The organism is Streptomyces yangpuensis (assembly GCF_001005295.1).
GTDB classification, from domain to species: Bacteria; Actinomycetota; Actinomycetes; order Streptomycetales; family Streptomycetaceae; genus Streptomyces; species Streptomyces yangpuensis.
In genome coordinates, this window is sequence record NZ_LBMK01000003.1 from 34,325 (window position 1) to 56,757 (window position 22,433).

A 22,433-nucleotide genomic window follows, 5' to 3' on the forward strand; every position below is an offset into this window, starting at 1 on the left:
TGGAAGATGGCGCCGATCCGCGAGCCAGCGCAGATCACTGTCCAACAGAACGGGACCGTGGAGCTGCCCATGGGCCTGCTGGCGGAGGCTGGTTTGGCGCCCGGCTCCACTCTGCTCGCGTTCAGCGATGGTGACGGGCGCATCGTGCTACGTCGTCTCGAGGATTCGGTGGAAGACCTACTCGGTGGGCTCGGGTTGTAGTCCCGCCCCACCGCCGGCCGCTCCACCTCGCGCAGGCAGCATGCCGCGGATCCGCTCAGCGGCCTCGGCTAGGTCCTCGTGCTCCCAGACTCGAACTACCTGCCAGCCGGCATCCCGTAGAAGGCCATCCGTCTCCGCGTCCCGCCTGCGGTTGCCCTCGATCTTCTCCCGCCAGAACTCGCTGTTCTTCGTGGCCGGGCGGTGATGCTCAGGACAGCCGTGCCAGAAGCAACCATCGACGAACACAGCGACACGCGCCTTGGGAAAGACGACATCGGCCGTCCTTCGCAGGTTCGGCAGGGGCCTGATCCCAACCCTGTACCGCAGGCCCTCCGCGTACAGGAGGGAGCGAAGGCGAACCTCAGGCTTCGTGTCCTTGCCGCGATTCCCCTGCATGACTGACCGAACCGCCGGCGATGTGGCCCACGAATCCTCTGGCGGCGCCTGCTCCGCGATGAGGCCAGCGACACGCGCCATTCCCCAGGCTTGAGCGAGATTCGCGGACCGTGTGTCGTTCGTAACCTCGCCTACGTACTCGGCGGGCGACCGACCCTTGTCAGACCACCGAAGGTAGGCCCGGATCCGCCTAGTCCTCGGAAGCAACTTCAGCTCGATCGAGGCTCTCGCGAAGCGTCCGTCCCCGAGGTCGACCATGCGTCGGTTCCGCCCCCCAGCCGCCCGGTCCTGTTCGGCCGCCAGGTTCGCCCGGCTCCTGCCCTGTTTCCCCTTCCAAGCCTTGGTCGGTGGCGGCTTCTCCTTCCAACGGCCCGATTCTGGCGCCGTCATCTCACTCACCTACGCTTCTCCGCGCCGTCCAGAGCGGCGGCGACGGCCTTAGCGAACACCTCTCCAAGGAGGACGGGAACAGCGTTTCCGAGCTGCCGCATCTTCTCTCCGCGAGGACCCTCAAGCTTCCAATCATCGGGGAACGTCATAACGCGAGCGGTCTCCCGCACGGTCATGTAGCGGTGGAGGTAGCGCCAGCCGTCCGGCGCCGTGGCATCGGGGACTCGGTCGTCCAGGAGCATCACCGACTCTCCACCTGGGACGCCGTGCACACCCGCCTTGACGGTCTTCGCCGGCCGATCAAGTTCGTTGGGTGTATGACCGTCGTAGATACGAGCGTTCGGCCATCCGACGTGGTAGGCGATCCCCCCGTGCTCATGCTTCTTGTCCTGCTGATCGAGCGGGATGGGCGGCAGCCTCAGCTGCCCATCTCCGTGGATCGCGTCCCGCATTGTCCGCCAGGGCTTAAGGCCGTCGTCCATCGGCAGCGTCTGAGGGACGCGCTTCATCACCCGAGCCCTAACGTGATCCGGTACGTCCGGGTGGTTTCTCCAGTAGGTGCCGTCAGCGAATGATCGAAGCAAAGCCGCCTCCGAATGCGTCGGACTCACGAGCCGCTTGAACTCGTCGACGTCCACTCTCAGATCGGCACGGAAGGCCACGATGATGACCCGGTTCCTGATCTGCGGGACCCCATAGTCAGCCGCGTTGACCGGGACCATAACGGCCTTGTACCGCTTGCTCAGATCAGCACTGGACACTTCGCCTTGAGCGATCAGGGCCTGATCGTGTTCCTGCCACGTGGTGCCCTCTCGCCGCTCCTCGAATGGGAGTTCCAACTCCCTCAAGATGTAGTTGAAGTACGGCTTGAAGGAAGGTCGCAGAAGACCCCTCACGTTCTCGCAGATGACGGCCTTCGGCTGAATCTCCCGAACGGCCCTGAACATCTCCGGGAACATGTTGCGCTGATCCTCATCCCCCTTCGCCACACCTCCCAGGCTGAAAGGCTGGCACGGGGGGCCGCCAGCGAGCACGTCGACCTTCCCCTTGAGGTAGTCCATGTCGAGCTTCCGAATGTCCCCCTCGACGAGAGGCGGCCGCGCCGCGCCTCGGGGAACACGGGGACGCTCCCCGTCCTCGCACGCCTCCGCGCCGTTGGCGGCGAGGGTCTCGCACGCCCGCTTGTTGAACTCATTCAGCAGCAGGGGGCGGAACCCCGCCCGCTCCACCGCCATCGCCAGCCCTCCGCCACCGGCGAACAGCTCGACAGACGTGCGCTTCATTCTCGACTCCCCGGGCAGCTCAGCAGTCTCAAAAGCATACCGCGGAGTTGTTGATCAACAGGGTCATTCCGCGAGACGCCGCATCTGCGCTGAGGTACGACGGGTATCGTGCGGTGATCATCTACGCGTAAGGAGTTGCCGGGATGACGCCCACGCTGGAGCCCAACGGCGGCGACGGTTACCACAAAGACTTCACGCTCAGCATCACGAAGGCCCTCGGCGATCAGCTCGCCATCGCCTTGGACGGGTTGGACCGGGCGCCGCTGAACGAAGCCAGTATCGCGGGCCTCAAGGAGAAGCCGGGCGTTTACCAGCTCTACCTGAACGGCCAATTCGTGTACGTCGGAAAGGCCGACAAGTCGCTTCCGGCCCGGCTCCGCAACCATCTCCGCAAGATCTCCGGGCGCAGGCGGATCAGCCTCGACGAGATGGCGTTCTCCTGCCTCTATGTCGCGGAAGACTTCTCCGCCCTGGCGCCAGAGCAGCTGCTCATCAGCCACCACAAGGAACTTGGCAACATCCCTTGGAACAACAACGGGTTCGGCAATAAGGACCCTGGCCGGCAGCGCGACACCACGGTCCTCAAGAGCAACCACTTCGACACCCAGTTCCCGATCGACCTGGATCGCCCCGTCGACGGGCTGAGCATCGGGGAGTCAACGCTCGAAGAGTTTCTGGAGACCGTAAAGGCGGGCCTGCCCTATAACTTCCGGTACCAGAAGTCCCCTCTCTACAAGAGCCGGACCGTTCACGTCCCCTCAGAGAGCTTGACCGCCGACCAGGCGTTCCGCCTGATCTCCACAGCCATACCAGAATCATGGCAGATCACGGCCCTGATGGGGTACGGAATCATGTACGACGACGCTCCCGCCACTTACAAGAGCGCATGGCGCTACTACCGCGCCGGCTCGCATGTCGACGCTATTCCCGAGGCGGACCCGGTGGGCGAAGTCGAAGCGGAAGACGCCCTGCAATCCAGTGACGAATAGAACCAACCGCCGGGAGAAATGAGGTCCGCATGAGTGACAGAGATGATATCTACGACCCGCTGCGTCGCGAGAACTTGGGACGCAGCGTCCAATGGGCTCTCGAAGAAACAGACCCGATCCCTCTCGGGAGCGTTCGAAGCAGATCGTTCATGGGGTGTGGTATCTACGCCATCTATTACGTCGGCGATCATGATCTCTACAAGCCTCTCGCAGCTCACCCGTTCGAAGTTCCCATATATGTGGGCAGGTCGACTCCCGAAGGCTCACGCACCGGGTCGGATGTGAAATCACCGGAGGAAAGCAAATCCCTCCGTTCTCGCCTCATGACGCACGCGAACAAGATCAAGAAGGTCAATGACCTTGAGATTGACGACTTCTACACCCGGTTCCTGCCGGCGGACGACCTGTTCACACCAATGGCTGAGAGCATGATGATCGCCGAGCTCCAGCCGGTGTGGAATGTAATCCTGCATGGTTTCGGTGTGAATACGCCGGGCGACGGCCGGAAGGACCAGACTCGCTCGAAGTGGCATGAAGTCCATCGAGGTGTACCGGCAGGCGATGCGCTTCCGCCGCATCCGGGTGGTCCCGTCCCACTTCGCGAGAAGGTGATTCTCCACCTGGGCACGCACGCAGTACGCCCGGCGCACGCCGCTGGCGTGCCGCCTACTGCGGGCTCTCTCGACTGGGACGGCGCCGCCTCCAGCGATTGACCCTTCCTCGCTCGACCATGACGAGGTCCTCCCGGACGGCGCCATCCGGGAGGGGCATCGCTTGGGGAGTCAGCCGCCCGCCGGTGAGGCGGTCTCCGCCGGGAGTGGGCCAGGGGTGAGGAGTGGGGCGCAGTCGGGGCAGGCGTACACGGTGACGCCGGGGCCGCTCGCCCGCTCGATGTGGCGCACCGCGACAGGGGCGACGGTCATCCGCTCGCACCGGCAGCAGGAGGTGGCCGTCATACCCCCACCGCCACCCGAATCGTCCGGCTGTCAGGGCGGATCTGCCTGCCATGGATCACGGTCGGGCCCACGTCGATGCCGCGCAGCGCCATATCCAGTGCCCAGCGACGTTCAGCCTGAGCCCGACGCTTCGGGTCGTCCGGACGCCGGCGGGGCGATGCGGTGACGTAGGGACGCACCGGATTGATCGTGTCCACGAACGTCTGCCTCCGCGCGGCCTCGCGGGCGTATGGGCTCTTGTGCTCCGGCAGCGGTCGCCGGGGCTGAGAGAGCGGACCGGGCGCCGGCTCCGGCGCAGGGGTGGAGCGGTGCTTCCCTCGCGCGGGTAACAGCATCGCAAGGAGGCGCGCGAAGCGCGCGATAAAGTCGGTCATGTTCGTCAGCTCCCAAAAGCTGATGGGCCACGCCCCCGGACGTTCGCTGCGTCGCGGGGGTCTTTTCGTGGGCGACCCTAGCCCGACCTGTCAAAGCCTGTAAAGGGCTGTATAGCCCTGTCAGGGAATGCTGTCACGGGATCGGCCGGATACCGTCGGCCCATGGAGTACGGGCCGGATGACCAAGTGCAGCGCGATGCGCCCGACGCGCCGTTTCAACAGCTCGCGGGGATCTTGCGAGCGCGCGTGAAGCGGGGCGACTGGAAGCCGAACCGGGCAATTCCTGGTGAGAACGCCCTCGCGGACGAGTACGGGCTTTCCCGCCCGACCGTCCGCCGCTCGATCGCTGTCCTCGCCGACGAAGGACTGGTGTACGCGGTGCCGGGGCGCGGCACCTACATCGCCGAGCAGAAGCCGGACGCACCGCCCACGCAAGAGTGAGACGGTCCCGCCCATACCCCACGGAACTCCCGCCGGATGTGGACTACGCCGAGGGGCGGGGCCATGTCGTGGGCCGATGCGGGGCTGTCGGCAAGGACGTTTCATCCGTCAGGCGCTGCGCGCGTGTTCGCTGCCGCGGAACGAGTGAAGACGGGGCTGGCAATTCAGCCGAGGTAGGGGTACGTGCCAGCGAAGTAGTCGCCGATCTGCTGGCGCATGCTGGGGTGGATGTCGTACTGGCCAAGCTCGGCGGGCTGAACGAAGCGGACGCCGTCGGCCTCGTCGTTGATCGTGGGCTCGCCACCCACGGGGCGGCCGAGACAGGTGTTCTCGTACCGGTGACGGATCCCGCCGTCGGTTTAGGTGAACCTCCCGGCACGCAACCGATTTCACCAGCGTGGCCCCTGAGCCAGGGGCCACGCACACCGCTGCCCCGCCGCTGGCCTGGCAGTAGGCCAGCAGAGGCCTACTGAATACCGGCTCCTCGGCCTGCCCTACGCCTTCAGCGATTCCGGAGGCCTACTCATCAGTCTCGCCCAGCAGGCTGAGATGTACGGCAAAGCTGATCTTCAAGCTTTCGAGCACGGCCTTGCCCTTGCCCGCAGTCGCGTAGGACGGGTAGCCGATCACCCCGGAGTCCGTGTAGGCGCTCATCCCCTGTACGAGGAGGAAGGGGCGGGCGCCGCCGTCGTGGTCCGCGTCGGTGTAGCCCTCCCGCACCAGCTCTGGGGCAGCGTGCAGGAGGATGGAGGTCTCGATCTCGCCGGCGTGCATGTCGCTGTGCCGGTCTGAGGTCAGTCCTCCGCAGTCCCGCGCGCGGTCCCAGTCCGGTCCGAGCGGGAAGAGGGACACAGCGGGGCCGTCGACGTTGGCCTCCTGGGCGATGTTCGACAGGACGTAGTTCCCCCCGTGCCCGTTCACGATCACCAGCTTGGTTATGCCGGATCGTGCGAGGGAGGCCCTGATGTCGTCGATCACGGCAAACAGCGTCTTGGCGCTGATGCTGACGGTGCCCGGGAAGGACGCGTGCTCGTGACTGCACGACATGGTGATCGGCGGGAGCAGGTGCACGGGGTAGGCGCTAACGATCTCCTGGCCGATAATGCAGGCGATCGCCGTGTCCGTGATGAGCGGTAGGTAGCGGCCGTGCTGCTCGAAGGATCCGATTGGGAGAACGGCGACGCGAGGCTGCTGCTCTTGGACGTCTGTGCTCGTGGCGGTCGGCAGCAGGTTCACAGCACTCCCTCAAGTCGGCTAGGGAGCAACTCTCTTCATGGTGTCCAGCTCCCTGTTCAATTCTGAAACTTCCACCAGCTTGCGCCAACGCGCAAGACGAGTCTGAAGTCGGTACAGCTCGTTGAGGATGCGTGCCGAGCCTGTCCGTTGGGCGATTCCGAGGGCTTGCTCAGCAGCCTGGTGGGCGCCTTCGACGTCCTCGAGGATGGCGTTCGCCGTAGCGAGCCTGGCGAGGCATAAGCCGCGGTCGCGCTCTTGCACGGCCGGCCAGTGACTCAGGCTCTCCCGGTAGGTCTCCACAGCTTGGGTGGGCCGCTCCAGGCGCACGTTGCAGTTCGCGCCCTCCATCTCGATGTACGCCACCGAGCAGTACCCAGCCATGGGGTCTGCGTCATCGCCTCTGTCGGCAGCGACGAGGGCCTGTTCGATGGCGCGGTCGGTCTCGTCATGTTCCCCGAGACTGGCCTTGCTGTTCGCGAGTTGGCGCAGCACGACGGCGTGGACCCGGGGTGAGAGTTCCGCGGCGTACCGGAGGGCGGCACCGGCAAGCCCCGCGCCGTGGCCTGCGTGTCCTGCCTCGGTGGCGATGTTGCTCCGGCGCTGGAACAGGTACGCGATCAGCATCGGGTCACCCAGCTCTTGGGCGTATTCCATCGCCAGGCCGGTCCAGCGCATGGCCTCGTCCGCGCGGCCAGTGTCCTGGTGCAGCCAGCCCAGGAACTCTGTGTATCGCGCGCCGATGCGCAGCACTTCTTCGCGTAAGGGGCCGTGCGCATCTCGGCACATCTGCTCGATGAGGGGCATCTGGCTCTGGACAGGGGCCATCAGGAATTGCGGGCCGACGAGCGGCTCGGCCTGTGCGTGCTGGTGGAGGAGAGACGTCAGGTACCGCAACATCTCGGGGCTGACAGGCACGGGGAACTTGGTCCGCAGGGAGGACACGGTCGGGTGCGGTGTCTGGCCGCCCAGGAGCAACCCGGACTCCGGGAAGCCGAGCTCCCGGTCCGTTGCCTGGTACGCCTCACGAAAGAGCAGCTGGTGATCCGCGCTCACCGGGCGCCGGCCGTTCTCGTACATGGAGATGAGCGTCTTCCAGCTGGCCGCTGAGGGCGATTCGACGCCGAGGCGCTCAGCGGCGCCGACCAAGGCGTCAATGAGGTCGCCCTGTCTCCATCCGCGGCTCTGCCTTACCTCTCGGAGCCTGCTCTTGGACTTCATCGATCCCCCGAAACACCTCGCGGTCCGCCCCTTCTCATCATGCGGCCAAATGGGCCGCTGGCGTGGGGAGTTAACAGTTAACGGAGCCCCTTGTTAACCCTGTCCACTGCCGATCTGAGGGGAGTCGGGCTTACTTGGCGCAAGCACGGCGGCGGGGTCACCTCGCCTCCGTCTGTACCACTCAAGCGGACATGGAAGGCAGAGGTGAGATGGGGTTCAACGTTGAGGCGACAGAGCTGGAGATCGAACACCATCTCGGTCCGTTCGGGTTGGCGACCGTCAAGCCGAACTCCAGGACACGGCGGTCGGTGGACGGCAGTGCGCTGATGAAGGTCTACCTGGGCATAGACCCGGAAGGTCGTCGTCGGCGTGAGGTCGAGACGGTCAGGCTCGCTGCCATTCGAGACTTCTCGGTTCCGGCCGTCCTGGCCACAGGCCAGGACAGTTCCGGTTCCTGGACCGTGTTCCGGATACTGCCCGGGACTCCTTGCTCGATCGGCACGGACAGGGCGATCGAGGAGTACCTCGGCCACGTTCTTGATGTGGCTGGCCGACTGCATCAGCCGGCTGCTGGCCTCCCGCCCGGATCTGGCTGGACGGCGGGTCCAGGCGACCCTACGACGCAGCCCTGCTTCCTCCTGGACCAGCTCTCCGGACGCTGCAGGACCAGACCCTGGTGGGCGGCGATGGAGAAGGCCCTCCGGCCGATCGAATCGCATCCGGTCGTCCACCTCCACGGAGATCTCAAACCCGAGCACCTGCTGGTCGATGGTCAGGACCTCCATGTCGTGGACTGGGAGGCCAGCGGACGCGGTCCGGCTGTCGTGGACTACGCGGACGTGGTGTTTCACCTCGTCCGCGATCTGATCTACGAGGACGCGTTGCCTGGCCGCATCCCAGTCGATCGCATGGCAGAGCTGCCGCTGGAGGGTCCAGTGCTGGCCTGGCGCCTGATCCTCTGGCTCGATCGGCGGCGGCCATCGGACATCGACTTGATCTCCATGCACGACGTCGACCGGCTCACTGCCGAAGAACATCCCGCAGCCGCATGTATGGAGCTTGCTCGGGTCGTCTCGTTCCTGCGCGCCGCCGGCGTTCCCCGCTGAACCTCCGCTCTCTCGCTCGACCAGGCGCGCTGACGCCTGCGCTCACCCCTTCTCCGATCCTGATTGGGAGTTCGTGATGCCTCGTACGAGCACGACCATCGGAAACAGCCACCTCGTCATCGAGACCGGCAGGGCCACGCCGGACGCGACGACCATCGTGGAGCGCAAGGGCCTCGGCCACCCGGACACCCTGGCGGACCACCTCGCCGAGCGGCTGTCCCGCGCTTACAGCTACTACACCGTTCAACACTTCGGTGCCGTCCTGCACCACAACTTCGACAAGCTCGCCCTCCTCGGTGGGGCCAGCGAGGTCCGCTACGGCGCCGGCGGGATGACGTCCCCCGTCCGCGTCCTGGTCAACGGGCGAGCCGCGCCCATGTGCGGCGGGGAACGGATCCCCGTCAAGGAGATCATCGAGGCCGAGGTTGCGGCCTTCTTCGCCGAGCGGCTCCCCGAGGTGTCGAACCACCTCGACATCACGTTCAACATCACCAGCAACTCCAGCCCGGGCGCCGTCCTCACCGGTGACGGAGTGCCGGACCGCACCCGCTGGTTCAACCCGCGCTCCATCGACGATCTCCGCGAGCGGCGGGTACGGCTGTCCAACGACACGTCCCTCGGGACGGGCTGGGCGCCCGAGAACCCGTTCGAGTCGTTCGTCCGCGAGCTCGTGGACCACTTCTCCGGCGAGAGTGACTTCACCCTCGCCCACGCCTGGTGCGGCTCCGACGTCAAGCTCATGGGCTACTGGGATGGAGAGCGGGCGGACGTCGTGCTGTGCGTCCCCCAGAAGTCGCGCCATGTCGCCAGCCGCGCTGAGTACGTCCGCAACTCGGAGAGCGTCCTCGCCGAGTGCCACCGGCTCGCCGCCCTCCGGCTCTTCGGGGCGGAAACCCGCTTCCGGCTGAACGCACGTGACGTGCCAGAAAAGGACGAGCTGTACCTGACGTACACCGGCAGCTCCATCGAGTCCGGCGACGAGGGCGTCGTCGGCCGAGGCAACCGCGTGAATGGCCTCATCACGCCGCTGCGGCCGATGAACCTGGAGGGGGCGAACGGCAAGAACCCGGTCTACCACGTCGGCAAGCTCTACAACATCGCCGCGCAGCGGCTGGCCTCCCGGCTCCACGAGGCGACCGCGGGCCACGCGGAGGTGCACCTCGTGAGCACCACCGGGCAGCGGCTCGACGAGCCCTGGCGCATCCTCGTCCGCCTCTCCGCTCCCGACGCCGGGGTCGACAAGGTGCAGGCCCTGGTCGCGGAGATCCTCACCGAGTTCCCGGCCCTCACGGACGAGCTCGTTTCCGACGGGATCGTGCTGAGCTGATGCCGAAGCGGACGCTCGGAGAGATCCCCGCAGGCTGCCGACGGCGTTTACTCGCGCACTACGGCAACGGAGTCGAGGGATGGATCGACGCAGCCCCGAGCCTGCTAGCGGTGGCTGCGGAACGCTGGAAGCTCTCGCTCGGGGACTACTTCGACGCTGGACACGCCTCGGTGATCGCCACGGCGACCAACCTCGACGGGCGTCCGCTGCTCCTCAAAGCCTGGGTCGACCCCGACCGGTACCGCCACGAGGTGGCAGCTCTGCGCCTGTGGGCCGGCGGACCCACGGCAGACGTCCTGGAGGCTGCGGACGATCTGGCTGTGGCCGCCCTCGAACTCGTTGGGGGGCGGCCCGGGGGAGCGGATCGGCCGACGCGTGAGACGCCGATGGTTGCCGCGGCCCTCCAGGGACTCCACGTCCTCGGGCGGCGCAGAAATCGACCGAACGACTTCCCCCGGCTCGCCGACTACCTCGACGGGGAAGTCCTTCCCCGGATCCGGCGGCGGGAGCACGCGCTCGACACCGGCGCTTGGCGCCCTCTCGTTGACGCCGCCCTCCCGGGACTCACCGACCGTGAGGAAGACCCGAGCCGGGTGACGGTCCTGCACGCGGACCTGTACCGGGAGAACGTGCCCTTCGACTGGCTGGCGCACCCGCGCCTGATCGACCCGCTCCCCATGGTGGGTGACCCGGCGTTCGACTGGGCGTTCTGGACCATCTACTACGACCTCGCCCACGGAACCGGGGAGCGGCTGACCACTGCCTCACGCATCTCCCGGATCCCCATCCCCGTACTCGCGCCCTGGTGCCGCCTGCTATCCCTCGACGGTCTCCTCTTCTACCTGGAGACCGGCGATCCGAGAGCACCGCAGATGGCGGGAGTGCTCTCCGACCTCTCGGCATCGACTTCACGGAGCGGAACGTGACCACCTACATCGTTCGCCACGGCCAGACGAACTACAGCAAGCGGTACCTCGTCAATGGCGACCCGACCAAGCACATCCACCTCAACGAGGAAGGCCGGCAATCACTGAGCCGCGCCTGGACCATCCTCCCCTTACACTCCGTGGCCACGTGGCTGACCAGCGAATTCCCGCGGGCCCGGCAGACGACTTCTCTTCTGATGGGCGTCCCTGCGGCCACGCTGGTCGTCGATGGCAGGCTGAACGAACTCGACTACGGGGAATTCGAGGGCAGCCCGTTCCTCGAATACGCGGTCTGGCTCGACACTCACGGTGCGGCGCAGCGTCCACCCGGTGCCGCAGAATCCCAGCGCGAGGGCATCCGGAGGATGCTCTCCGGGGTCCTCGCCGCCCTGGAGCACCCCGGTCCCCGTGTACTCGTCAGCCACGGTCTGCTCGTCTCCGTGCTGCTCTGGCACCGGGACCGCTCCCCAGACGACCCCATGCCGCTGTTCTTCCCGGAGGCCCCGTACGTCGAACCGGTCGCCATACCCGACGACGAGCTGCCCATCCTCATCACGGCACTGCTGGACGATCTTGATACGAGCGTTCACCACGAATCAGCCACCGATGGTGACTCGACGATATTGCGGATCAGCGAGGGGTCGACGGTTGCTAACGTCGATGCGGTATCCCCATCCCACTCGCTGGATAAAAAGGATCTTCCTCATGCATGACGCCCGCGCCCTGATTGAAATGGGTGCCGAAGCAGTTCGTCGGCTCGCTCGTCGCGGTTACTCCCTGGACCTGTCCCGGCTGGAAGACCTCCAGTCCCGGCGCAACCAGAGCATCCGCTCAGCCGACGAGCTGCGGGCGGAGGCCAAGCGGGTGGCGAGCGAGGTCCAGCAGACGGCCAAGCAGGGCGGCGACATCTCCAAGCTGAAGGAGCGTGCCCGCGAGCTGAAGGACCAGATCCGGGACATCGACGCCGAGCAGGAGCAGGTGCAGGAGGAGCTGACCGAGCTGCTCCTGACCATCCCGAACCTGCCGGACGACGCGGCCCCGGACGGCGACTCCGACGAGTTCGCGGTCGAGGTCCGGCGCGTCGGCACCCCGCCGGCCTTCTCCTTCGAGCCGAAGGACCACGTCGACCTCGGCGAGAGCACCGGCATCCTCGACTTCACCCGGGCGACGAAGCTGTCGGGCCCCCGGTTCGTCGTCTCCCGCGGGGCGGGCGCTGCCCTGGAGCGCGCCCTGGCGACGCTCTTCCTCGACATCCACACCCGCCGGCACGGGTACGTCGAGCACGCGGTCCCGTACCTGGTCAGCCGCAAGACGATGACCGGTACCGGACAGCTGCCGAAGTTCGAGGAGGACCTGTTCAAGACCGGCGTAGCCGACCGTGAGCTGTTCCTCATTCCGACGGCCGAGGTACCGCTGACCAACCTCTATGCCGACGAGATCATCCCGCCGGCCGACCTGCCGCTGTCCCTGACCGCGCACACGCCGTGCTTCCGGTCCGAGGCGGGCTCGTACGGTCGTGACACCCGGGGCCTGATCCGCCAGCACCAGTTCGCCAAGGTCGAGATCGTCCAGATGGTCGACCCGGCGGACGCGGACGCCACGCTGGAGACGATGGTCGGCCACGCCGAGGCGTGCCTGAAGGAGCTCGGCCTCGCCTACCGCGTCGTCAAGCTGGCCGCCGGTGACACGGGCTTCTCCGCCCAGCTCACGTACGACATCGAGGTCTGGATCCCCAGCCAGAACACGTACCGGGAGATCTCCTCGATCTCGAACTTCGGCACCTTCCAGGCCCGTCGCGCGAACATCCGCACCCGAGGCGAGGACGGCAAGCCCAAGCTCGTCGCCACCCTCAACGGCTCCGGCCTGCCCATCGGCCGCACCGTGGCCGCGCTCCTTGAGCAGTGCCAGCAGCAGGACGGCTCCCTCGTCCTTCCCGAATCTCTCTTCCCGTACCTCGGCTTCCGCCGTATCTCGGCGGACGGAACACCGGAGGCATAACGTGCTCGTCGGCGTCTGCGACTTCCCTGGTAGCTACGCCTTTCCACCCGCCGGGTACGGCGGGATCGAACGATGGCTGTGGGCGGTCGCCGTAGGCGCCCGGGCCGCAGGCGCCGACGTACACCTCCTGGGGCCGGGCTGGCTCACGGACCTGGAGACCGACTGGGTCCGTAAGCCGGTCCGCCTGGAGGACATCACCGCCGGATCGCTCGCCGAGCGCGAGCTCCGCGGCGCCGGGTACGACCTCCTGGTCGTGGGGCACGAGTACCCCTCGCTGCCCGCCTGGACCCGGACGTGGAACGAACTGGACTGCGACGTCGCCACGTTCCAGCACTCGCCGGTCTTCCAGCACGCCCCCACCGCCTTCGACGGCAAGCGGTCACGCCTCTACTGCTACTCGCCCGAGATGATCGAGCGGTACGCCGACCACCAGCCGATCCCTGAGCTGGCCGTGCACCTCGGCCTCAACGAGAAGGAGCCGCCGGCGGTCGCCGGTACCGACCTCGTGTGGCTCGGCCGGATCGACGAGGAGAAGGCTCCGCACATCGCCGTACGTGCTGCTCAGATACTCGGCCGCCGGATCCGGATCGTCGGACCGGTCTTCGACGAGGGCTACGTACGACGCCACGACCGGCTCTTCAGCGCGGACCACGTCAAGTGGGTCGGCGAACTCGGCGGCCCCGCCAAGACCGCCGCCATCCGCGACGCGTCCGTCTTCGTCTACACCTACGCCCGCACCTACGTGGAGGCCGGCGCCGCCGTCTTCGGAGAGTCCCTCCGCGCGGGTACCCCCATGGCCGCCCTCACCTGGCGCACCGGCACCTGCGCCGAAGCCGCACTCTGCGACCAGACAGGCGCCATCACCGTGGCCAACCCGGACGAGGACGACGAGACAGCGGGCCGCCATCTGGCCAACGCCATCGAGCGAGCGGAGAGCCTCGACCACCGGCAGGTCCAGGAGATCGGGCAGAACCGCTTCGATCCCGCCCAGCACTTCCTGGCGATGGCGGCACGGTCCGCATGACCGGCATGGCCAGTGGAGACGGAAAGTCCCTGTCGGAAGGGATACCCGCTGCGCTCCGTGCGGCGTTAGGCGGGCACTGGGAGTTCACCGTCGCCGACTCCCGCATCGAGATCCGGCATCCGCAGCGCGGGACCCCCTATCGACCACCCCGCCGCCCGCCCTCGTGGCGGGAACTCCTCCACGAGCTGGAGAGCGGCTTCGCAAGGGACGGCGCCCCACGTGCCGCCTGTCTCCCGCTTCGATGGGGCCGTGAGACCGAACTGACCATCTCCGCTGTCCAAGCCCTCGATCCACTCCTCAAGGAGGGCAAGCCTCACACGTACCGGACTGGCTTCCTTCCTCAGCCCGTCGTGCGCTTCACCGGCCAGCGCGACACCGCCGGCGTCCTGTGTGAAGGATTCTTGACCTCCTTCGTCAACATCTCCCGCGTCCAACCCGTGCAGAGCTTGGATGAGTACGGATCCATCCTCAATGGCTGGCTGTCCGTCCTGTCCCAGCTCGGCTTCCACGGCCGGCATCTCAGCATCTACGGCAGTCTCACGACGTGGCGGCGACGACAGGTCGAAGGCGTAACGCTGCGCTTCCGCCACCTGGACCTCACCCTCGGCGACATCGTCCTCCTCTGGAACGTCGAGAGCCCGGAGCACATGGCCGTGGACCTTGGCACCGGACTGGAACGTCTGGTCTGGGCGCGCACCCAACTGGGCTGGCACGACTTGATCTACGGCCGCTTCGCCCAGGCGGCCCCAGCAGAGACGCTGGACGCCATCCGCACCGCCACGCTCCTCCTCAGCCACGGGATTACTCCTGCGGCCCGAGGGGCGGGCGGAATCACGCGGCGGGTCATAGGTTCGATTGATCCAGCCGCTGTGCGCCTCGGCGTCAGCGCCGTGGTCCGAGACCTGTACGACTACTGGTCGCTCTTCGGGACTCCCACCGTCCCGTGGGCCTCTGTCACCGCTGCCATGGAAGCGGAGTTACATGGCCAGTCACGCCGTCTCCTGCGCGTGGGAGGCTCATCGACCGGTCGCTAGGCACCCGCGATGGACTTCGGCCGGTAAAGCAGATCAGCTCCCCAGCCGGTGCCCCCCTCTGACGGTGGTCAGCATCCGGTCGAGAGAGGCAAGCGCCTGGGCATTCTCAACCGCTGGGTTCTTGGAGACTTCCATCATCCCCAGCAGCCCTACGTGGATCTCGGCGTCCTGGCGGACCGTACCCGCTCCTTGCCGTGCTGCGGCAAGGAGAAGCCCTTCACGGCTCCGAAAATCTGCTGCCGTCGGGAGGGTGTCATCCTCCTCCTTCGGCGCCCGAGCAAGCCAGTTGGGGCCGACGTCCTCGGCAAGACGAACGCGCCAGTCACCGACCAGGTCGACCAAAGCAGCGCGCAGCGCGCTTTGCTGCTTTCTGGGAAGGCCTCGGGCACTACCCACAACGGTGGATGTGAAGTCAATCAAACGGGGGCCAGCGAACGCCTGCGGGTCGTACACGCTGGTGACCTGGAGAGCCCGGCCGGCGTACGCGACATCGGCTCGCATACGAGCCACAGCGGTGCGCAGCTCCGCTTCGGCGGCGGCTTGAAGCTTGCCTCGCTCCTGGCGACGGGCTATCCACGGAGCCAGCCACGCCCCCAGACCCACTGTCGTCAGCGCGGCGGTCGGTACAGCGGGCCAGGCGTCCGCTATCCAGTCGAACACGGTGCTCAACCCGGTCATGAAGCTGTCCTTCCGCGCACGGATGTGGAGGTCAGTCCTACACGCCGGAGAGGCAGGCTCGCCAGAGGATTCGGGATCCTCCCGACGGGCACACTCGACGGCGCAGCAGCAGTGGGCCGTTTCCTGTTCGGGCCGTATTGACTGCCACGGTCAGCGGAGCTCGACACTCTCTGGAGTGGCCGCCACAGGCCAAAAATGGGCAGAAGAGGAAACGGTCAATACGCGCGCACACGCGCGCGAGGCGCGACCGGTCGCGGCACCGGACAGAGGGGGACGCCAAGGACGCGGAGGACGACGTTTCCGGTGTCTTCTCTGCCTCTCTTTATTCCTCACTTCTGGGACAGAGAAGAGAGGGTCCAACAGCGTCCCCCGCGTACCCGAAACCGGCTTTTCACCTGTGCCTGCTGGCTGAGCAGGCGATCTGAGCGCCGCTCGGGGCGTCCCCCCTCGCGTCCCCTCGTCCTCCTGGGCGTCCTCCTCCCGTCCCCCGGGTACGCAGCCGCCCCGGTCCGCTGTGGTCGCGGGCCGGGGCGGCTGGCTGGTCGAAGGGACGGGCTACGGCGTGAACGTGATCGTGTACTTCCTGCCGTTCTTGTTGCTCGTCGGGGCGATCACGCTGATACCTCGGGAGCGAAGAGCCGGCGCCGACTGCTTGAGCCGGGCGCTGAGGACAGCGGACGTCTGGGGCCATCGCTCCCCTGGGCTGCAACGGGCAGAGAGCAGCGCGTTCAGCTCGGACATGGTGCCGGTCCACCCTCCGTTGGGGAAGCCCGGTGAGCTCACCCAGTCCCGCAGTGCCGCAGTCACCGGGTTCCCATCGAGAACAGCTTCCACGAGCTCGTCCTGCGAGCCGTGGAAGGTCTCCAGAGCCGTCCAGCCTGTCACGCGGTCCAGTGCGTGCAGCAGCTCGGAGAAGTCGGCCATGCGCGGGCGATCGACCAGGGCAGCCGCAGCGTGGGGAAGGTCGGCCCACACCATGACCGCCAGGTCCAGGAGGGCGCCCAGGATTTGGGGGCTCGCCTGCTCGTACGCGCCCCACAGCTCCGCCAGGGAGCGACGCTTGGTGATGCGCTGGAGTTCAAGGGCCATGGACCGTTCGGCGAGGTCGTTGGACATGGCGCCGGTGTCGATGCCGGTGAGCAGTACGGGGCGTTGGCTGACCAGGATGCTGACGTCGTCGTCGCTATAGAGGGCGCGGCTGACCTGCGCTCCGCCGGTGACGACGCGGCATAGGGCATCCGACATCCACTTGGGGATTCCAGAGAGGTTGTCGAAGGGAAGGGTCCAGCCGGCCGAGGCGGTGACTCCGAGGTCTCTGAGGTTCTCCGGCGCTTGGCGGAGCGGGATCGCCGCGCCGTCGAGGAGACCTACGAGCATTCGCCCCGCAGTGGTCTTGCCGGTGCCCTGCTCCCCGGTGAGGTAGGCGATGGGGCGGGGGAGAGAGGGACGCAGGGCGGCCAGCCACCAGGCCACCGCGAGGGGCAGCGTGGCCGCGGTGAACGGGAGCATCTGGGCGAGGGTGCCAATGCCCGCCTGCCAGCCGCCCTGGGGGCGCTCGGGGAGGGGGAGTTCACCGATCAGCTTGGTGCGTCGCCAGATCGGTCCTTCTTCCGGGTCGGGGTAGGTGAGTGTCCAGCCGTCCGGGGCGATGCGTACGGACTGGCCGTCGGGCCGGCCGAGGTCGAGCCATGTCACGTTCGGGTCGTGCGAATCCGGTGCGACGCGGAGCCAGAGGTTTGTCTCGGGGGCGGACAGGGCGAGGGCGTCGAGGGCGGCCACGGCGTCGCTGAGCGCCGTCTGGGAGGGGGTGCGGTCATGGGCCTGGAGGTAGCGGACGGTGAGCAGCTGGCGGACGCTGCCGGTGGAGCTGTGCGCCTTGGCCCTGAGCGGTACGGCGATGGGCGCTCCGTCCCAGGGCACGGCGTAGGGGTCGCCGTTGCTGCGCAGGTACCGGAATTCGTTCTGTCCGATGGCGCGGAGCACCTCGACCTGCGGCGGGCCCTTGTGCTGACCGGGCCGTGCCCCGTCGTGCTCGGGGCTGCTCAGGCCCCCGGGTATGGAGACGAGCGAGCGAGCCGCGGATGCCGCGTCATACGGCAGCGGCGTGGTCATGCGGCCCCCTTGAGAGTGCGTGGCTGGCGTTCACCAGCGGTCAGGCCCGATCGGATCGCCGCTTCGGCCTCGCGGTCCGGCAGGCCAGCGTGCCGAGCCGCGTCGAGCAGCGCGTCAGCGACCTGCTGTCGGTCGAGAGATGCGGGAGCCAGGAGCGTGCCGAGGCTGAACGCCGCGCGGTTCAGGGCGTCGTTGCGGGTTCCGGATGGCGCCTCGGCGACGGCGGTCAGTTCGCGGCGTACCGCAGCGGCGACGTAGCCGCCGCCGAGCGAGCGACTGCGCCACGGTGGCACGATCCGTGGCCGCTCGGGCCGTACTCGGTGCCCGGTGCGGTCGAGCTCGCGGGCCAGCCAGACAGGCAGCTCCGCGACGCCCCGGCAGTCGCCCAGCGCCGTGTACGTGCCCTTCTTGGTGGTCGTGCCAGGTGCCACGGCGTACGAGGACCCGGCGCGCAGGTCGAGCTGCCAGCCCAGCGCACCGGCGAGCGGACGCCACGTCGTGCCCCTGGGCGCCTTGAACCAGTAGTGCACTCCGCCGGACGGCGTCAGGACGGTCAGCGTCTGCTGGCCGCAGCCGGGCAGCGGTGCGCGCCTCACTTCGGCGAGGAGGGCGAGCGTGTCGCGGCCATCCGTGATGCTGCCGGGGGTGATGTCGAGGGGCAGGTCGACACCGGGGAGCAGTGCCCCCTGGTCGGCGGGTGCCGGCCCCCCGTGGCTGTCCACGTCGAGGATCACCAGTCCGGAGGGCCCGGCGGCGATCCCTACGCCGGCCGAAGGCAGGTGGTTCCACCAGCCGGTGATCCGGGCAGGGTCGTTGGTCGCGGCGAGCACTCCGTGGCAGGGGCGGCCGGAGGAGATGCAGGGGCAGCCGTGCCCGTCGTGCTCGGTGTACCGCGGGTTGGGGCGCTGCTTGCTGCCCTGGGAGCACCGGTCGCATCCGCGTACGGGGATCTTGGTTCCCGGCGTGAGCGGATGGACGTGCCAGCCTTGCGCGGCGGCCCACAGGGCGACGCGCAGGGGGTTCGGTGCGGCGGGTCGGAAGGGGTTCGAGCATGAGTCGGATTCGGCCGCGCGGGGGAGCTGGATAGGCTCCTGCATGTAGAGGTCTCCTTGCGGCGGCACGGGGCGGGCTTGGTCGTTCGCACCCCGTGCCGTCGTGCTGTTCAGGCTTGGACGGAGCTGGAGAGTTCGAGGGCTCCGGCGGATGCGCCAACATCCGTGCGGAGCCCGGCCTCTTCTTGTGGACGGACGCCGAGTGCCTCGTGCAGCTCGGCGGTGACGACCCGCAGCGCGCGGCCGAGTCGCAGAGTCCGCACCGGCAGCTCTCCCCGCTTGGCCAGGGCGTACGTCGTACTGCGCTTGAGCCCGAACGCACGGCCGGCGGTCTCAAGGTCGACGGTCGCGGGGAGGGCGAGCAGCTCGGCTCGGGTGAGGGCGCTGCTCATGCCACCTCATCTCGGCAACGCTGGTGCTGGGCCAGGTCTTCGAGGACGCGGGCGTAGGCGAGCGCGGCCTCTCCTCTCGGGGTTCGTTTCCCTCGCTCCCAGCGCCAGACCGTCGACGGGTCCACCCCGCACAGGTCCGCGATCTCCGACAGCGACAGCCGAGCGGCGGCGCGAGTACGCATCGCTGCCCCTGAGGCAGCGTCGGCCCGCACCTGCGCGAGACGCAGGACATCAGTTCTGATCATGGACCGAGCCTAGCCGATACCTTGCCTCAACTCCACAGGACTTCCTCACCCGTTGAACCGTGATGAACTTTGCCTACAGGCAAGGTTAGATAGGGACAGAGAAGGACTGAGAGGGAAGATGAGGGACCAGATGAGACTTGATGAGCAAAAACAAGGAAGGACCGGGAGAGCAGGGTGAAAGACATGAGCACATGGACGAGAGTGAGCGGGACAGTCATCCTTGCCACTTCCTTGCCCTTCGGGCAGGATTCAGGCATGCAGAATGATGGAGTGCCCGACGGATGGGACTACGTAGCCACCCCCGGCTGGCCCTACGACCAGTTCCGCGGGGAACCGCCCCTCGTCGATCTCGGGCACCTGAAGATGCCGAGCCACTTCACCGGTATCGCCGTGGGGAAAAAGGTCCGCGCCACGGTCGCGCTGTGCTTCCGCGCCGACCCCCAGTCGGGCGTGCAGCTGGTGTCGGTCATGACCGGTGACACGGGAGCCGACTTCGGACTCGAAGCGGTTCTCGAAGCGGCGGGGATCGCGACGTGGAAGCACGCCGCGTTCATGCAGCTGGTCAACAGCTCGGCTACCGAATGGCTCGGGGAGACCCTCGCCCCCCAGGCCGACCAATCGGCTTCCGCGTTCGAGCAGAAGAAGGAAGAGGCACGGCGGCTACTGGCCCCGCTGTTCGGTCTCCTGCCGACCCAGCAGACGCCTGGACAGCGCCGCAGCCTCACCCCGGACCACCTGACCAACGTGGCCGAGGTCTACCGCGAGGCGCACAAGCAGGGCCGGCCGCCCACCGTCGCGGTCGCCGAGCACTTCGGCGTATCGCACTCCGCTGCCGCGAAGTGGGTCGGGGCGGCACGCAAGCAAGGCCAGCTGGGGCCCGTCGCGAAGGGGTCTCGGGGATCTGTTGAGGGGGACTGAGATTGAACGGGTCAACTCACCGGCGGTGCAACTGCCGGGACCAGGAGAGCGGGAAGCTGCTCGGGAGTAAGTGCCCGAAGCTCAAGAACAAACGCCACGGGGCCTACAGGCTGCGACAGGAACTCCCGCCCACCAGTGAGGGCAAGCGGCGCTCGTTCACCCGTGGCGGCTACGAGTCCAAGGGGGAGGCTCAGGCCGACCTGGACCACATACGGGCCCTGCTCGCCCTGGCCGATTCGGACGACGACGAGGGCCGCGAGCGCATCGTCGAGCTGCTGGCCAAGGTGGCACAGGACAAGGCTCCTCTGCCGGACCTCGAAGAGACGCGGCGTCGGCTGCACACCACGCAATCCCTCACCATCCGGGTCACGGTCGGCGAGTGGCTCGACACCTGGCTCGCGGCGAAGAAGACCCGGAAGACCACGACAAACGGCTACGCCTCGCACCTCAAGGTGCACCTAAAGCCGCGCATCGGGCACCTGCGGCTGGACCGGCTCAACGTCGGGCACCTCGTTGAGATGTTCGACGCCATCGCCGACGAGAACGAGGTCATCGCGGCCGAGAACCAGGAGCGCCGCGATCAGATCGCGCGGTGCAAGCCGAGCAAGGCGGGGCGCCCAGTGGCCGCCGAGCGGGCCAAGCTGGCACTGGAGAAGGCGAAGCTCGCCGAGATGAAGCCGTTCCGGAAGCTCACGGGGCCGGCGACCCGTCAGAGCATCCGGCGGACCCTGCGGGCCGCGCTGAACGCGGCGATAGCCCGGCAGCTCGTCACCTTCAACCCGGCCGCGCACGTGGAGCTTGAGTCGGGCAAGCGGCCCAAGCCGCTCTTGTGGACCGCCGAGCGGGTGGAGCGGTGGCAGGAGACCGGTGAGAAGCCCAGCCCGGTCATGGTGTGGATGCCGGAGCAGCTCGGGGCCTTCCTCGACCACGCGTCAGAGCACCGGCTGTACGCCTTCTTCCATCTGATCGCCTTCCGCGGGCTGCGGCGCGGCGAGGGCGTGGGCCAGGACTGGACGCACGTGAACCTGGACGCCGGGCTCCTCACCGTCGCGAGCGAGATCGTGCAGGACGGATGGACGCCGTACGAGTCGGAGCCGAAGACGGACTCCAGCGCGAACACCATCGGCCTGGACAACGACACAGTGGCCGTTCTGCGGGCTCACAGGGTCCGGCAGAACAAAGAGCGCCTCAAGTGGGGCAAGGGCTGGCAGAACACGGGGAAGGTCTTCACCAAGGAGGACGGCACCTGGCTGCACCCGGACACCGTCTCCAAGGAGTTCCGGCGGCTCTACGAGGAGATCGGCCTGCCGCCCATCAACCTCCGGGACCTGCGCCACGGGACGGCGACCCTCACGCACGCCGGCGGTGGCGACCTCCACACCATCAAGGAAACGCTGCGGCACTCCACCATCACGCTGACTTCGGACACGTACACGAGCCTGCTGCCCGAGGTCGACAAGGCCGCCGCGGAGGCAGCCGCTCGGCTCGTCCCGAGAGCGCGTCCAGCCGCGGCGGCGAACGGGAGTTCCAGCACCGCCGCTCCCGCATCGCTCCCGCATGGGGCCGTGAACGACGAAGCGCCTCGACCGGCCGAAGCCAGTCGAGGCGCTAAGTAGCAGGTCAGAGAGCTAAATCCCCGCCTGCGAGCAGTAGGCCATGTCGGACTCGAACCGACAACCAACGGATTAAAAGTCCGCTGCTCTGCCAATTGAGCTAATGGCCCTCCGGGTGCTCACCCCAGAGCATAGCCGGACAGCGCCGGTCAGCCGATCGGGTATCGACCGACCGGCCTGTCGGCGTCAGTTCGGGGGCGGGCCAGCGGCCGGGACGCGGGGGACGGAAACCCTTCCATGCCGGGCGATCGGGATGCCTGACGCCTTGTCACCGGCAGGTCGCACACCATGCGACAGGGCCCCCACGACCGGAGGAGTCGTGGGGGCCCTGTCAGGAGTTCTTGCTCAGCTGCTGTCAGCCGTTGCGCTTCCAGCGCGGCTTGTCGTCGCGGCGGCCGAAGCCACCGGCGGGACGGTCGTCACGGCGGAAACCACCACGGTCGCCACCACGGTCACCGCGGTCGTCACGGTTGAAGCCACCCGACGGACGGTCGTCACGACGGAAACCACCCGACGGACGGTCA

The 22,433-nt window shown here is 67.5% G+C and carries 25 protein-coding genes, 1 tRNA gene and 1 pseudogene; 14 read left to right on the forward strand and 13 right to left on the reverse strand.

All coding sequences use genetic code 11. The annotated features are described in order from the left end of the window. Positions 1–6: 6 nt before the first annotated feature. Complete coding sequence (locus AAT21_RS15340) at positions 7–201, forward strand: AbrB/MazE/SpoVT family DNA-binding domain-containing protein (protein WP_046778361.1); 195 nt, start codon at positions 7–9, stop codon at positions 199–201. Here the strand turns inward: AAT21_RS15340 and AAT21_RS39865 are convergent. Then, positions 178–987 (reverse strand): very short patch repair endonuclease, encoded by an 810-nt coding sequence (locus AAT21_RS39865; RefSeq protein ID WP_046778362.1) that lies wholly within the window; start codon positions 985–987, stop codon positions 178–180. The genes AAT21_RS15340 and AAT21_RS39865 overlap by 24 nt on opposite strands. Positions 988–992: 5 nt before the next feature. Beyond that, positions 993–2,270 (reverse strand): DNA cytosine methyltransferase, encoded by a 1,278-nt coding sequence (locus tag AAT21_RS15350; RefSeq protein ID WP_079025724.1) that lies wholly within the window; start codon positions 2,268–2,270, stop codon positions 993–995. Positions 2,271–2,413: 143 nt separating this feature from the next. Here AAT21_RS15350 and AAT21_RS15355 point away from each other — a divergent pair, with 143 nt between their 5' ends. Together AAT21_RS15355 and AAT21_RS35670 are read left to right on the forward strand one after the other, a co-directional pair. Beyond that, the gene (locus AAT21_RS15355; RefSeq protein ID WP_046777488.1) at positions 2,414–3,259 is read left to right on the forward strand and encodes a GIY-YIG nuclease family protein; all 846 of its coding nucleotides are present in this window, start codon (positions 2,414–2,416) and stop codon (positions 3,257–3,259) included. Between the two features lie 29 nt (positions 3,260–3,288). After that, complete coding sequence (locus tag AAT21_RS35670; RefSeq protein ID WP_079025725.1) at positions 3,289–3,972, forward strand: Eco29kI family restriction endonuclease; 684 nt, start codon at positions 3,289–3,291, stop codon at positions 3,970–3,972. Positions 3,973–4,041: 69 nt separating this feature from the next. On the opposite strand, the gene AAT21_RS38050 is transcribed toward AAT21_RS35670, so the two are convergent. Beyond that, complete coding sequence (locus AAT21_RS38050; RefSeq protein WP_167350592.1) at positions 4,042–4,182, reverse strand: hypothetical protein; 141 nt, start codon at positions 4,180–4,182, stop codon at positions 4,042–4,044. Between the two features lie 29 nt (positions 4,183–4,211). Beyond that, positions 4,212–4,589, reverse strand: coding sequence for a hypothetical protein (locus AAT21_RS15365; RefSeq protein WP_046777489.1), 378 nt, complete (start codon positions 4,587–4,589; stop codon positions 4,212–4,214). 162 nt (positions 4,590–4,751) lie between these two features. On the opposite strand from AAT21_RS15365, the gene AAT21_RS15370 reads away from it, so the two are divergent. Beyond that, positions 4,752–5,030, forward strand: coding sequence for a GntR family transcriptional regulator (locus AAT21_RS15370; RefSeq protein ID WP_046777490.1), 279 nt, complete (start codon positions 4,752–4,754; stop codon positions 5,028–5,030). 164 nt (positions 5,031–5,194) lie between these two features. Here the strand turns inward: AAT21_RS15370 and AAT21_RS15375 are convergent. The 3 genes and pseudogenes from AAT21_RS15375 to AAT21_RS15385 all read right to left on the reverse strand — a co-directional run. Then, positions 5,195–5,389 (reverse strand): annotated as a pseudogene (locus AAT21_RS15375) (NUDIX hydrolase); the annotation flags it as partial. A 160-nt stretch (positions 5,390–5,549) separates the two neighbouring features. Beyond that, on the reverse strand, positions 5,550–6,266 hold the full coding sequence (locus AAT21_RS15380; protein ID WP_046777491.1) for a creatininase family protein: 717 nt from the start codon (positions 6,264–6,266) through the stop codon (positions 5,550–5,552). Between the two features lie 18 nt (positions 6,267–6,284). After that, positions 6,285–7,343 carry a hypothetical protein gene (locus AAT21_RS15385; protein WP_157879716.1) on the reverse strand — a complete coding sequence of 353 codons (1,059 nt, stop codon included), beginning with the start codon at positions 7,341–7,343 and terminating at the stop codon, positions 6,285–6,287. 350 nt (positions 7,344–7,693) lie between these two features. Here AAT21_RS15385 and AAT21_RS15390 point away from each other — a divergent pair, with 350 nt between their 5' ends. The 7 genes from AAT21_RS15390 to AAT21_RS15420 all read left to right on the forward strand — a co-directional run bounded on the left by AAT21_RS15390 (position 7,694) and on the right by AAT21_RS15420 (position 14,899). Beyond that, positions 7,694–8,590, forward strand: coding sequence for an aminoglycoside phosphotransferase family protein (locus AAT21_RS15390; protein ID WP_046777493.1), 897 nt, complete (start codon positions 7,694–7,696; stop codon positions 8,588–8,590). A gap of 76 nt (positions 8,591–8,666) precedes the next feature. Continuing rightward, on the forward strand, positions 8,667–9,917 hold the full coding sequence (locus AAT21_RS15395; RefSeq protein WP_046777494.1) for a methionine adenosyltransferase: 1,251 nt from the start codon (positions 8,667–8,669) through the stop codon (positions 9,915–9,917). A 110-nt stretch (positions 9,918–10,027) separates the two neighbouring features. Next, positions 10,028–10,843, forward strand: a complete 816-nt coding sequence (locus AAT21_RS15400) for an aminoglycoside phosphotransferase family protein (RefSeq protein WP_235438889.1) — start codon at positions 10,028–10,030, stop codon at positions 10,841–10,843. Further along, entirely contained in the window at positions 10,840–11,556 is a 717-nt protein-coding gene (locus tag AAT21_RS15405) for a histidine phosphatase family protein (protein ID WP_046777496.1), read from the forward strand. Before AAT21_RS15400 ends, AAT21_RS15405 begins: the two co-directional genes overlap by 4 nt. Continuing rightward, positions 11,549–12,841 carry a serine--tRNA ligase gene (serS, locus tag AAT21_RS15410; protein ID WP_046777497.1) on the forward strand — a complete coding sequence of 431 codons (1,293 nt, stop codon included), beginning with the start codon at positions 11,549–11,551 and terminating at the stop codon, positions 12,839–12,841. The genes AAT21_RS15405 and serS overlap by 8 nt, the downstream gene beginning before the upstream one ends. A 1-nt stretch (position 12,842) precedes the next feature. Further along, positions 12,843–13,865, forward strand: a complete 1,023-nt coding sequence (locus AAT21_RS15415; protein ID WP_046777498.1) for a glycosyltransferase family protein — start codon at positions 12,843–12,845, stop codon at positions 13,863–13,865. Next, positions 13,862–14,899, forward strand: a complete 1,038-nt coding sequence (locus tag AAT21_RS15420) for a hypothetical protein (RefSeq protein WP_235438890.1) — start codon at positions 13,862–13,864, stop codon at positions 14,897–14,899. Before AAT21_RS15415 ends, AAT21_RS15420 begins: the two co-directional genes overlap by 4 nt. A 33-nt stretch (positions 14,900–14,932) precedes the next feature. Here the strand turns inward: AAT21_RS15420 and AAT21_RS15425 are convergent, their stop codons facing one another. The 5 genes from AAT21_RS15425 to AAT21_RS35675 form a co-directional block, all read right to left on the reverse strand. Beyond that, entirely contained in the window at positions 14,933–15,577 is a 645-nt protein-coding gene (locus tag AAT21_RS15425) for a hypothetical protein (RefSeq protein ID WP_046777499.1), read from the reverse strand. Positions 15,578–16,132: 555 nt separating this feature from the next. Next, positions 16,133–17,689, reverse strand: a complete 1,557-nt coding sequence (locus AAT21_RS15430) for a P-loop NTPase family protein (RefSeq protein ID WP_079025726.1) — start codon at positions 17,687–17,689, stop codon at positions 16,133–16,135. After that, positions 17,686–18,786, reverse strand: a complete 1,101-nt coding sequence (locus AAT21_RS15435) for a bifunctional DNA primase/polymerase (RefSeq protein WP_052757830.1) — start codon at positions 18,784–18,786, stop codon at positions 17,686–17,688. The genes AAT21_RS15430 and AAT21_RS15435 overlap by 4 nt, the downstream gene beginning before the upstream one ends. Before the next feature lie 65 nt (positions 18,787–18,851). Continuing rightward, positions 18,852–19,133: a hypothetical protein gene (locus tag AAT21_RS15440; protein WP_046777500.1), complete on the reverse strand. Its 282-nt coding sequence runs from the start codon at positions 19,131–19,133 to the stop codon at positions 18,852–18,854. Next, complete coding sequence (locus tag AAT21_RS35675) at positions 19,130–19,378, reverse strand: helix-turn-helix domain-containing protein (protein ID WP_079025727.1); 249 nt, start codon at positions 19,376–19,378, stop codon at positions 19,130–19,132. The genes AAT21_RS15440 and AAT21_RS35675 overlap by 4 nt, the downstream gene beginning before the upstream one ends. Positions 19,379–19,633: 255 nt before the next feature. Between AAT21_RS35675 and AAT21_RS15445 the strand changes: the two genes are divergently transcribed. Together AAT21_RS15445 and AAT21_RS15450 are read left to right on the forward strand one after the other, a co-directional pair. After that, positions 19,634–20,296: a hypothetical protein gene (locus tag AAT21_RS15445; protein WP_157879717.1), complete on the forward strand. Its 663-nt coding sequence runs from the start codon at positions 19,634–19,636 to the stop codon at positions 20,294–20,296. Between the two features lie 2 nt (positions 20,297–20,298). Next, a complete protein-coding gene (locus AAT21_RS15450; protein ID WP_046777502.1) occupies positions 20,299–21,912 on the forward strand; it encodes a site-specific integrase in 1,614 nt (537 codons plus the stop codon). Between the two features lie 34 nt (positions 21,913–21,946). Here AAT21_RS15450 and AAT21_RS15455 read toward each other — a convergent pair. After that, positions 21,947–22,019, reverse strand: a tRNA-Lys gene (locus tag AAT21_RS15455). A gap of 209 nt (positions 22,020–22,228) precedes the next feature. On the opposite strand from AAT21_RS15455, the gene AAT21_RS39010 reads away from it, so the two are divergent. Continuing rightward, on the forward strand, positions 22,229–22,433 hold a 205-nt coding region (locus AAT21_RS39010; RefSeq protein ID WP_235439062.1), incomplete at its 3' end, for a hypothetical protein.

Bases quoted from the DNA above. Each gene is read 5' to 3' on its own strand.
- AAT21_RS15340 (WP_046778361.1), top strand. From the start codon at position 7: ATGGCGCCGATCCGCGAGCCAGCGCAGATCACTGTCCAACAGAACGGG.
- AAT21_RS39865 (WP_046778362.1), bottom strand. From the start codon at position 987: ATGACGGCGCCAGAATCGGGCCGTTGGAAGGAGAAGCCGCCACCGACC.
- AAT21_RS15350 (WP_079025724.1), bottom strand. From the start codon at position 2,270: ATGAAGCGCACGTCTGTCGAGCTGTTCGCCGGTGGCGGAGGGCTGGCG.
- AAT21_RS15355 (WP_046777488.1), top strand. From the start codon at position 2,414: ATGACGCCCACGCTGGAGCCCAACGGCGGCGACGGTTACCACAAAGAC.
- AAT21_RS35670 (WP_079025725.1), top strand. From the start codon at position 3,289: ATGAGTGACAGAGATGATATCTACGACCCGCTGCGTCGCGAGAACTTG.
- AAT21_RS38050 (WP_167350592.1), bottom strand. From the start codon at position 4,182: ATGACCGTCGCCCCTGTCGCGGTGCGCCACATCGAGCGGGCGAGCGGC.
- AAT21_RS15365 (WP_046777489.1), bottom strand. From the start codon at position 4,589: ATGACCGACTTTATCGCGCGCTTCGCGCGCCTCCTTGCGATGCTGTTA.
- AAT21_RS15370 (WP_046777490.1), top strand. From the start codon at position 4,752: ATGGAGTACGGGCCGGATGACCAAGTGCAGCGCGATGCGCCCGACGCG.
- AAT21_RS15385 (WP_157879716.1), bottom strand. From the start codon at position 7,343: ATGTACGAGAACGGCCGGCGCCCGGTGAGCGCGGATCACCAGCTGCTC.
- AAT21_RS15390 (WP_046777493.1), top strand. From the start codon at position 7,694: ATGGGGTTCAACGTTGAGGCGACAGAGCTGGAGATCGAACACCATCTC.
- AAT21_RS15395 (WP_046777494.1), top strand. From the start codon at position 8,667: ATGCCTCGTACGAGCACGACCATCGGAAACAGCCACCTCGTCATCGAG.
- serS (WP_046777497.1), top strand. From the start codon at position 11,549: ATGCATGACGCCCGCGCCCTGATTGAAATGGGTGCCGAAGCAGTTCGT.
- AAT21_RS15420 (WP_235438890.1), top strand. From the start codon at position 13,862: ATGACCGGCATGGCCAGTGGAGACGGAAAGTCCCTGTCGGAAGGGATA.
- AAT21_RS15425 (WP_046777499.1), bottom strand. From the start codon at position 15,577: ATGACCGGGTTGAGCACCGTGTTCGACTGGATAGCGGACGCCTGGCCC.
- AAT21_RS15430 (WP_079025726.1), bottom strand. From the start codon at position 17,689: ATGACCACGCCGCTGCCGTATGACGCGGCATCCGCGGCTCGCTCGCTC.
- AAT21_RS15435 (WP_052757830.1), bottom strand. From the start codon at position 18,786: ATGCAGGAGCCTATCCAGCTCCCCCGCGCGGCCGAATCCGACTCATGC.
- AAT21_RS15440 (WP_046777500.1), bottom strand. From the start codon at position 19,133: ATGAGCAGCGCCCTCACCCGAGCCGAGCTGCTCGCCCTCCCCGCGACC.
- AAT21_RS35675 (WP_079025727.1), bottom strand. From the start codon at position 19,378: ATGATCAGAACTGATGTCCTGCGTCTCGCGCAGGTGCGGGCCGACGCT.
- AAT21_RS15445 (WP_157879717.1), top strand. From the start codon at position 19,634: ATGCAGAATGATGGAGTGCCCGACGGATGGGACTACGTAGCCACCCCC.